Consider the following 8,508-nt stretch of genomic DNA (forward strand, 5'->3'; position numbering starts at 1 on the left):
TCCTCCTTTAAAATAACGGTGTAAACGGGCTTTTCTCTTTTAACACACTAATTTTTAAGTCTTCATGCTTATCTTTAGCCAATTTTTGGAAAAAATCAGCCATTTGAGGCACTATTAATATTTCTGATTCAAAATGCCCCACAGAAATTAAAGAAAGTCCTCTGGCTTCAGCTTCACGGGCCTGATGATATTTAACTTCAGCCGTAATATAAACATCCGCCCCTAAAGAAAGTGCCTTTTCAAATAAATCTCCCCCTGCTCCACCACATAAAGCCACTTTTTTTACCAGCTTTTTCGGATCCCCAACCATAAAAACTGCTGGCGAATTCAATAGACGGCTCAATTTTTGGGCAAGTTCATAAAGGGTACATTCTAAAGGCAACTCTCCTATTCGCCCTAACCCGTAGTTATGGTCATAGGCCTCTGTTGGCCAGACATCTATAGGAACTTCTTCATAAGGATGAATTTCTCTAATCCTGCTAATAACCCGGGCGAGGCGAAATTCAGGTACTAAAAATTCTACTCTGGTTTCAGGCAAAAGGTTTAGTTTGCCGATTGTGCCTTCGTAGGGACTTGCCCCTTCTTCAGGATAAAAACTCCCTGTGCCCTCTACGGCAAAAGAACAGGCCAGGTATTTCCCCCGACGGCCTGCGCCTTCTTTCAGCAAAATTTCTCTTATTTTTTCCTCATAACCCTTGGGCACGTATAAATTCAGCCGAAACAATCTGGCGCCCTTGGCTGGTAAAAGGGCCTTTTCCGCCTTAAGGTGTAAAGCCCTGGCTAGAACATCACTTACGCCGTCTTTTGCTGAATCAAGATTAGTATGGCAGGCTATTAATGAAATATCGTTTTCTGCCAGTTTTTTAACGGCTATACCAGGCCAGCTATCCCAACAGATTTGTTTGAATGGTTTGAAAAAGAAGGGATGATGAGTGACAAGACAATCTACCTTTTGGGTTAAGGCCTGAGAGAGAGTATCTGGAGTTAAATCCAGGCAAAGGCCTAGGTGCTTAACCTGCTTTTTAATAGAGCCAAGCTGAAGGCCAACGTTATCCCAATCCTCAGCTAACTTTTTGGGCGCCCAATCCTCTAAAGCGGCTATAATTTCCTCAACAGTGATGGCCATTTTTGAACAAAAATAAAAGGTGCATTTCCATGCACCTTTAAAATTGGTGGGCCCACCTGGACTCGAACCAGGGACCTACCGGTTATGAGCCGGTGGCTCTAACCAGCTGAGCTATGGGCCCACTATATTTTTATTTAAAATGTATCCTCATCCCGTCTTTTGTCAACCAGTCCCGATTTGCTAGACATTTTTTATAAAACAGCGCAATTTTCGGCTACGACTCGGATGCCTTAGTTTGCGTAAGGCCTTGGCTTCTATCTGCCTTATTCTTTCTCTCGTTACCCTAAATTCCCTACCTACTTCTTCAAGGGTATGCTCTCCCTTTTCACCGATACCAAAACGCATGCGCAAGACTTTCTCTTCTCTAGGAGTAAGGGTGGCCAGAACCCTTCGCGTTTGTTCTATAAGACTTAAAGAAACAGCTACCTGGTCTGGAGGAGGAACACTGGGATCTTCTATAAAATCTCCCAGATGAGAATCTTCATCATCTCCTATAGGAGTTTCAAGAGAAATAGGTTCTTTGGCTATTTTGAGAATTTTGCGGACTTTTTCCACAGGGAGTTCAAGTCTTTCAGCAATTTGTTCAGGAGAGGCTTCCTGCCCGGTTTCTTGATAAATCTGGAGGGAAACCCTTACCAATTTATTTATGGTTTCAATCATGTGAACAGGGATACGAATGGTACGAGCCTGGTCAGCAATAGCCCTGGTGATAGCCTGCCTTATCCACCAGGTAGCATAAGTGCTAAACTTATAACCCCGCCGATAATCAAATTTTTCCACTGCTTTCATAAGTCCGATATTACCTTCCTGAATTAAATCCAGGAATTGTAACCCTCGGCCGGTATATTTTTTGGCAATAGAGACCACCAGCCTTAAATTGGCTTTAACCAGCTCATCCTTGGCTTTTCTAATCTTCTCCAGAGAACGCTCAAGATCGCGGGCTACTTCTTCAATTTTTTTAGCAGTAAGGCCAGTTTGTTTTTCTGCCTCTTCTATGGCTTTTTTAGCCAATAAATACCTGGCCCTAAGATTAAGGAAATGGTTAACATCCATTCCCAGCTTGGCCGCTGATTTTTCTATTTCCGAGAAGTGGCCGTTAGTTCTTTGAAAGTGGACAGAAAGGCTTGAAAGGGAACGTCCAGATTCCCGTTCACAGGCCTGAAGATCTTTACGAGCCATGCAAATCTTTTCGTAACCTTCCAAAATGGGCCGGGTTATCCTTTCCAAACATCGCTTGTCAAGACGCAGTTGATAAAGGCGTTCTAAAATCTCTTCGCGAAGCTTCCTGGCTCTTTGACGCATACGGGCCCTGGCCTGTTTATTGGAGGTTGAAACAAGGGCTCCTTCTAAACTCAATAAATCTCTGGCTATACAGCGGATTTCTAATAAAACCCCCCGAAGCCCCTGGCTTCGCTGTTCAATATCAGATTCGTTGTCAGAAAAACAGTCATCAAGGTCTCTTACTATTTCGCGAGCCTTAAGTTTTCCAGCAAAAAATTCTTCACAAATATTAAATATTTCTTGTACTACTCCCCGGGCTTTAATGGCTATCTTTAATGCCTCTCGTTCGCCCTGTTCAATAATCTTAGCCACCACCACTTCTTCTTCACGGCTCAAAAGGCGAGCCTGCCCCATCTCTTTAAGGTATAACTTCACCGGGTCCGAACGAGAAACATCTTTACTGACCTCTTCGGTAATCTCCTCAAGAGAAGCCTCTTCTACCTTAGTGCCTATATCAAGACTTTCTACCAGGTCAGCCACTTCCTCAATGGGCATTGCAAAAGATTTAAGTATGGATTCTTTTCGTACCTCCCCTGCCCCTTTTTCTTTAAATTTAAATTCCTCCAAGACTCCCAGGTCTTTGGTGAGGTCTGCCATACCCCCCTCCCTTTTTAAATTTTAAAATTATCAAAGTGGCAAAGATCTTGATATTCTTTCAACAATCGCAAGGCTTCCTCTTCCCGGCCGGCCCTTTCTGCCTCTTTGATGGCCTGACGAATCTCCATAAGCTTCTTTTTACTCTTCTTTTTGAGCAACCAGCATTTTATCCCGGCAAAAACTTCTTCAGGAGAAACTTCCTCAAAAGGCGGTGGGGAAAGGAGAATTTCACTAAGCAAAGCCTGGAGCTCTAGATCTTCAAGAGAGAGATCCGCGTAAGACTTGTTTTCAAGTTCAGAGAGTTTTTCTATAAGAACGCGATATAGAGGATTTTGAACATGTTCAAGTATCCCTTCTTCTAACAAGTCAGCCAGAAACTTAGGGTAATGCACTAAAAACTCTAGCACCAATCTTTCAGAATAGACCTTCCCTTTAGGTGAAGGCGACTGAAAAGACGGACGGGAATCAAAGGCACGACGCAGAGCCGTCTCAGAAACACCCAGCTTTTCTCCCAGCTTGGAAAGTTCAAGCTCAAAAAGAAGAGGGTCTTTTATGGCGGCAAGCGCTGGTTTTATTTCCTGAAATAGGCGCAGGCGGCCCTCAGGCGTTTTAGAAAAACGAGGTTCAAGTACCACGATCATAAAGTCAAAAATATCCTGAGCTTCTTCAACCAGTTTACGAAATCCTTCGGCACCGAATTTTCTCACGAAAGTATCAGGGTCCTCACCAGCGGGAAGAGAAATTACCTTGGGGAAAAGGCCTTCATTCAGAAAAATAGGAGCTGCCCGCAATGCCGCCTTAACTCCTGCTTCATCAGCATCAAAAACCAGATACCATTCAGAGGCAAGAGAACGAAGTTGCCTGGCGTGGTGGGGGGTAAGGGCTGTGCCAAGGGTGGCCAATACCTCGGTAACTCCTGCTTCAAAAAGGGAAATCAGATCAAAGTATCCCTCTACTATAAAGCCCTGTTTTGCCTCCCTGATAAAAGACCTGGTTTGATAAAAACCATAAAGAATAGAACCTTTGTGATAAACAGGAGTTTCGGGTGAGTTGAGGTATTTGGGCTCACCTTGACCAAGCACACGCCCCCCAAAGCCTACCACACGACCAGAGTGGTCATAAATAGGGAAAATAAGACGTTCACGGAAGCGGTCATAAAAACTGCCATCAGTGCGCCTGATCAGGAGACCCGCCTGCTCCGCTAGCTCAAGAGGAACTCCCACTAATTTTAAGTGCGATGCCAAGCTGTCATAAGAGGCTGGAGCAAAACCAAGCCCAAACGCCTTAGCCACCTTAGATGATATTCCCCGTTCTTTCAGGTAGCCTCTGGCCTTTTCCCCTTCTTTTGAAGACCATAAAAGATGCTCAAAAAAACGCTTAGCTTTCTGATTAACTTCAAAGAGCTTCTCTCTAAAACTATCTTCTTTAGTGTCCCAGGAGATAGGAATATTGAAACGAGAGGCAAGTTCTTTTACCGCTTCTACAAAGTCAAGGTTATGAAATTTCATGTAAAAAGCGATAACATCACCACCAGCTCCGCAACCAAAACAGTGAAAAATTTGCCTCTCTTCATTAACTGTAAAGGAGGGCTTGCGATCAGCGTGAAATGGGCAAAGCCCCAGATAATTTCGCCCTACTTTCTTTAAAGCTACATGCTCACCGATAATATCAACAATATTGGCAGTTTCTTTTATACGCCTTACGGCCTCTTTAAGGCTCAAAGGGCTGCCTCCTTGGTGGCTAATTCTACCACTGTTACCGCTTCACCGCCTTCGTAACTTTCTCCAGGCCTCACCAGGGCCACCAGGGCATGAGCTTTTAAGTAATCGCGCACGGCCCTCATAAGCCTGCCGGTTCCCAGGCCGTGTATGATAATCAAGCGCGCCTTGCCAGCGAGAAATGCCCTATCAAGGGCTTTATCCAGCTCATGAAGGGCATCTTCCACTTTTAAACCTATCAGGTTAATGGTATCTGGAGCCTCCTTAGAAACCTCCACTTTATAGGAAGTCTTTTTAGAACCGGGAGCATCTTTCTTTGGTAAAACTATAAGTTCTTTGGGAGATACTTCCACCCTGAAAGGCCCTATTTGCACTTCTACCAGGTTTCCTTTAAAACGAAGAACCTTACCCTCCTGCTCCACCCCTTTTATTTTTACCAAAGCCCCTGGCTCTAAAGTACCTGTTTTTTCTTGACCAGGAGAAAGCTCCCGAGCCTTTTCTTTAAGAAAAGAAGAAAAGGCTTCCCTCGCCTTCTTTTCCCGAAGACCTCTTTTTTCTATGGAGTGCAGAAAAGTTTTGAATTCTTCTTCAAGAGAGGCAAGCTTTTCTTCGGCCTCTTCAAGCAACGCCTTTTCTTTAGCGGCGAAGTCCTCTTTAAGCTTTGCCTCAAGCTGTTTTAAATCCTTCTCTCTTTGGGCCAGCTCTTCTTTTTGGCGTAAAAGCTCTTCTTTTTCAAGGGAAAGCTCTTCAAGCCGTTTTCGTAAAGCCCTGATTACTTCTTTAAAGCTCTCGTCGCCTTTGCCAAAATAATCCTGGGCCTTGCTGATGATTTTAGGAGGAAGGCCAAGCCTTTCAGCTAAAAGTAAACCCTGAGATAAGCCCGCCACTTCGTAAACAAGACGATAATTAGGAAGCCCGGTTTCTTCGTCAAAACCAACGGCAATAGGCAAAACCCAGTCTTTAGAGAAAGAAAAGGCCTTAAGGGCCTCGTAATGAGTGGTGGCAAGGACTCGTGCCCCTCGTTCATAAAGCTCTTCAAGTATAGCCATAGCCAGGGCAGCACCTTCTTCTGGAGCAGTACCACGGCCTATCTCGTCAAGTAAAAAGAGCCGCCGCGGGCCAGCTATTTCTAAAGCCTCTTTAAGATTTTTAACGTGAGCCGAAAAAGTACTTTCGTTTGAAGAGATATCCTGCTCATCGCCTATATCAACGAAGATGTCTTCAAAGATGGGAACCTCACTGTCAGGCGAAGCAGGAATGGGAATAGCACTCTGAGCCATGAGTATCAAAAGGCCAACGGTTTTTAAGGCCACGGTTTTCCCGCCCATGTTTGGCCCGCTAATAATTACTACCGGGCGGTTTTCTGGAAAAGTAAAGTCATTACGCACTACTTCTCGTGAAGAAAGCAATAGCAGAGGATGAGCAGCGCCCTTCAAAATGAGAGAGCCTTCTTTTTTAAAAGCAGGGAGAGTGCCTTTTATCTCTCTAGCAAAAGCCACTTTGGCCTGCAAAAGGTCTATTTCAGCAATAACTTCTTCAAGCTCAAAAAAAGCTTGGGCGTTTTCTGCTACTTTAGCTGAAACCTCTTTAAGAATCCGTTCCTTTTCTCTTTCTTCCGCTCGCTTTAAAGCCTCGATTTCATTGGTAATTTGAAGAATTTCAATAGGCTCAATAAATACGGTGGCTCCACTGGCAGAAACATCATGTAAAACTCCAGGGACTTTGGCCTTGGCCTCGGCCTTTACTGGAAACACGTGACACCCCTCACGTTGAGCAATAATCTCTTCCTGGAGAAAACCCGAACGGGCATATTTTTTGAGAAGCTCTTCGAGGCGCTTTCTAAGCCTTTCTTCAGCCTTGCTTTGGGCCACTTTTAAAGAATAAAGCTCTGGAGAGGCATCAGGCTTAAGCCCCTGGTCATCAAAGAGATTCTCAAAATAACGCCTTAAACCTGAAAAATTAGGAATTCTAGCCTTTATAGCCTTAATAGGCCAGGCATCAGCTTGGGTAAGATAAGAAAAAAGTTTCCTTGCTACCTGAAGATAACGACGCAAAATAAGGCACTGTTTTTCGGTTAAAAACCCGCTTTTAAGAGTTCTATTAATCAGCGGACTGGCAACAGGAAGTGAAGCAAGGGGAGGCCTTCCATTTTCAATTATTAGCCTCTCTATTTCGCGTAGTTTCTCAGCTTCTGTCTCAAGAAAAAGTAAATCTTTTGACGGGCCAAGTTTTGAGGCTAAATAAGCGCCTGGTTCAGTAAAAGTTTTTTGGCGCAGATTTTCTCTTATATGATGAAATTCAAGCTTTTTTAAGCTTTCTGGTCTCATCAAGGGTTTTGGAAAAAGATTTCTAAAAATAAAAAAACCCGGTCTCTGTTAACAGAGCCGGGTTTCAAAAACTAGTCACGCTGCTTCATGCGTTTGAGGCGTTTCAGCAGTCTCTTGCGAGCAGCCATGAGCTTTTTCTTACGGCGGACACTGGGCTTTTCGTAATACTCTCTCTTTTTAATTTCCGAAAGAATTCCCGCTTTTTCACACGCTTTTTTAAACCGTTTGAGGGCCTGTTCAAAGGGTTCGTCTTCTTTAACAATTACGCCAGCCAAAAAAATTCCCTCCCTCCATTTTTAGATGTCAAAAGACGATATTACCATCAGAAAAACCCCTGTCAACAAAGAAATTTAAGAAAATCAAACAAAACACAACTAAACCCTAGTTTTTTAATAGAAAATCAATTAAAAGCTGCTTCCGCTTTTCTTAAGCGGTCCATAATGGCCAGGCCAAGGCCCTTTTCTGGCACAGGTTCAGCCAGGATTAAATCTAAGCCCATCTTATCAAGTTCATGGAGATATTTAAAAAGGTTAGCCGCGGCCTCGCGCAAATCTCCTGAAGGTGAAAGCACACGCACTACTTCGTATTTGCCCTCAGGAGCCCTGGTAAAAGCGAGAAAACCTACTCTTTTTCCTTCTAATTTTAGGCATTTTCGCCAGATTTTAAGGGGAGTTCTCGGGGCATAATGACTTTTTAGCTGCCCGGGAGCCTTTGGTTTTGAAGCTTTTTTTCTTATTTTGATATCTCCCAGAACCTCTCTTAAGGCCTCAACAGGCACTCCTCCTGGCCGTAATAAAAGCGGCTCTTTTTCGGTTAGATCAAGGATGGTTGACTCAAGCCCCACCTGACATTCTCCGCCATCAAGAATAAAAAGCTCATCTCCAAAATAAGAAAGCACGTGTTCAGCCCTGGTGGGGCTGAGCTGGCCAAAGGGATTGGCACTGGGAGCTGCCAGAGGAAAGCCGCATTCTTTAATAAGGGCAAGGGCCACTTCGTGTGCCGGCATCCTTAAGGCTACCGAAGGGAGACCAGAAGTAACTATGTCTGGCACTGCCTTCTTTTTAGGTAAAACTAAGGTCAAAGGCCCAGGCCAGAAATGGCTAGCAAGAATTCTTGCTCGCTCATCAAAATGGCTAATCTCTTCAGCCATGGAAACATCAGCCACGTGAACAATTAAAGGGTCAAAATGAGGACGCTTTTTAAGTTCAAAAATTCTTGCCACGGCTTTTTCATTAAACACGTTGGCTCCCAGGCCGTAAACCGTTTCTGTGGGGAAGGCTATCAGCTCCCCAGCCTTTAAAAGCTTAGCAGCTTTTTTAATATTCTCTCGCGTAGGCTCAACTATGGGCATTTTTTAGACCTAGTCATTTTTTAGCCCCAGTAAATATTCTAGCTCATTCTAGCTCAGCTTACCGTAACTTTCACTATAAGGGACAGGCAAACTTTTTAAGCCCCGCCA

Annotated in this window: 6 protein-coding genes and 1 tRNA gene; all 7 read right to left on the bottom strand. The window is 44.1% G+C overall.

Going from position 1 to position 8,508, the window contains the following annotated elements; all coding sequences use genetic code 11:
- Window positions 1–7: 7 nt before the first annotated feature.
- The 7 genes from TH606_RS07745 to TH606_RS07775 all read right to left on the bottom strand — a co-directional run bounded on the left by TH606_RS07745 (window position 8) and on the right by TH606_RS07775 (window position 8,400).
- The gene (locus TH606_RS07745) at window positions 8–1,126 is read right to left on the bottom strand and encodes a Nif3-like dinuclear metal center hexameric protein (RefSeq protein ID WP_068542624.1); all 1,119 of its coding nucleotides are present in this window, start codon (window positions 1,124–1,126) and stop codon (window positions 8–10) included.
- 44 nt (window positions 1,127–1,170) lie between these two features.
- Window positions 1,171–1,247: transfer RNA gene (locus TH606_RS07750), tRNA-Ile, on the bottom strand.
- A gap of 59 nt (window positions 1,248–1,306) precedes the next feature.
- The gene (rpoD, locus tag TH606_RS07755) at window positions 1,307–3,004 is read right to left on the bottom strand and encodes an RNA polymerase sigma factor RpoD (RefSeq protein ID WP_068542625.1); all 1,698 of its coding nucleotides are present in this window, start codon (window positions 3,002–3,004) and stop codon (window positions 1,307–1,309) included.
- Between the two features lie 14 nt (window positions 3,005–3,018).
- The gene (gene dnaG, locus TH606_RS07760) at window positions 3,019–4,725 is read right to left on the bottom strand and encodes a DNA primase (protein WP_068542627.1); all 1,707 of its coding nucleotides are present in this window, start codon (window positions 4,723–4,725) and stop codon (window positions 3,019–3,021) included.
- The gene (locus TH606_RS07765; RefSeq protein WP_068542632.1) at window positions 4,722–7,049 is read right to left on the bottom strand and encodes an endonuclease MutS2; all 2,328 of its coding nucleotides are present in this window, start codon (window positions 7,047–7,049) and stop codon (window positions 4,722–4,724) included. Before TH606_RS07765 ends, dnaG begins: the two co-directional genes overlap by 4 nt.
- A 71-nt stretch (window positions 7,050–7,120) precedes the next feature.
- On the bottom strand, window positions 7,121–7,324 hold the full coding sequence (gene rpsU, locus TH606_RS07770; RefSeq protein WP_013906669.1) for a 30S ribosomal protein S21: 204 nt from the start codon (window positions 7,322–7,324) through the stop codon (window positions 7,121–7,123).
- A gap of 125 nt (window positions 7,325–7,449) precedes the next feature.
- Window positions 7,450–8,400 carry an L-threonylcarbamoyladenylate synthase gene (locus TH606_RS07775; RefSeq protein WP_068542633.1) on the bottom strand — a complete coding sequence of 317 codons (951 nt, stop codon included), beginning with the start codon at window positions 8,398–8,400 and terminating at the stop codon, window positions 7,450–7,452.
- Between the last annotated feature and the right edge of the window lie 108 nt (window positions 8,401–8,508).

Origin of the sequence: Thermodesulfatator autotrophicus (genome assembly GCF_001642325.1) — a bacterium.
Lineage (GTDB): Bacteria > Desulfobacterota > Thermodesulfobacteria > Thermodesulfobacteriales > Thermodesulfatatoraceae > Thermodesulfatator > Thermodesulfatator autotrophicus.

What these genes read in the sequence shown, in the direction of transcription:
- TH606_RS07745 (WP_068542624.1), bottom strand. Translation starts at nt 1,126, where the DNA reads ATGGCCATCACTGTTGAGGAAATTATAGCCGCTTTAGAGGATTGGGCG.
- rpoD (WP_068542625.1), bottom strand. Translation starts at nt 3,004, where the DNA reads ATGGCAGACCTCACCAAAGACCTGGGAGTCTTGGAGGAATTTAAATTT.
- TH606_RS07765 (WP_068542632.1), bottom strand. Translation starts at nt 7,049, where the DNA reads ATGAGACCAGAAAGCTTAAAAAAGCTTGAATTTCATCATATAAGAGAA.
- TH606_RS07775 (WP_068542633.1), bottom strand. Translation starts at nt 8,400, where the DNA reads ATGCCCATAGTTGAGCCTACGCGAGAGAATATTAAAAAAGCTGCTAAG.